The sequence below is a fragment of the Bartonella sp. TT119HLJHH genome (assembly GCF_042193385.1).
GTDB lineage: Bacteria > Pseudomonadota > Alphaproteobacteria > Rhizobiales > Rhizobiaceae > Bartonella.
On the sequence record NZ_JBHILS010000106.1, the window covers coordinates 1 to 996 of the forward strand.

The 996-nt window shown below is 37.3% G+C and carries 1 protein-coding gene; it reads left to right on the top strand.

Going from position 1 to position 996, the window contains the following annotated elements; genetic code table 11:
- Positions 1-457 precede the first annotated feature (457 nt).
- Positions 458-996: POTRA domain-containing protein (locus ACFIJL_RS09550; protein WP_375624479.1), on the top strand; the 539-nt coding region annotated here is incomplete at its 3' end.

Genomic DNA, 996 nt, shown 5'->3' on the forward strand with positions numbered 1-996 from the left:
GGAAAAAAGTTCCTTGATGAGAATGCCATAAAAAGAGTTTTGCGTGGTTGTCTTAAAGACTTCAAAAGAGATTTCTTATTGTTTTCTATGATGGTTTTTGACGACAGGATGTGCTTGATAGGATGATGTCTCGTTTATATGCGTGTTGAGTGGCTTAGAGGAGCTGGAGAGTGAATTTATCTCTAATTATTGATAAATATATTGTAGCATTAAACTGGGGATATTGATGTATTAACCATTGACGGGCTAAACAGTTTTGTTTAGAGGTTTTTCCATAGAAATGTGGGGGAGAGATCTTCAGCAGTTAAAATAAAGTGGTTTTTGTAAAATAAAGCAGTTTTTGGGTGTCACTTTTTTGGTTACAGAGGCATGTGCTTTTGTTAAAAGTGTTATAGGGCAGTGGCTGTTTTGAGTGGGTTTATTAGCGGTTCCATGAAGTTCTTTTAAATCATGCTTCATGAATAGTGCAAAGCGGGGGCAATCTGTATTGTTTTGTGTATTTTTACGCCAAAGTTCTCTTTTGAGAATTTTTCGTGCCATTGTTGTTTTCTTTGGCTTGTTTACAGGTGTAAATGTTTATGCGCGTTCCTCAGCTATTTTTCATTCCCCAACAGATAATTTTTCTCGTGGGTATTCAGAAAAGCAGCAATTAGAAAGAATTGAGAAATTACGCGCTTTAACGCCTAAAAGGATCAAGACGCCTTCAGAGCAAAATCCAGAAACGCTTTTGGGTGGGAAGCAATGTTTTCCCATTCATGCTGTTGTTGTTGAGGGAGTGCATCATGTCAAAAAGCGCTTTATATCAGCCGTAACAGAGCCTTATGTTGGAGGATGTATCGGTCTTGTCGATATTCAGCTCTTAATCAAGAAGTTAACCAAAGTTTATTTGGATCAAGGCTATGTAACGGCGCGTTTTTATATTCCTGATCAAGATATCAAAAACAGCAAGACGCTCAAATTTGTTGTCATTGAGGGCAAGCTTTCAGATATTTACTA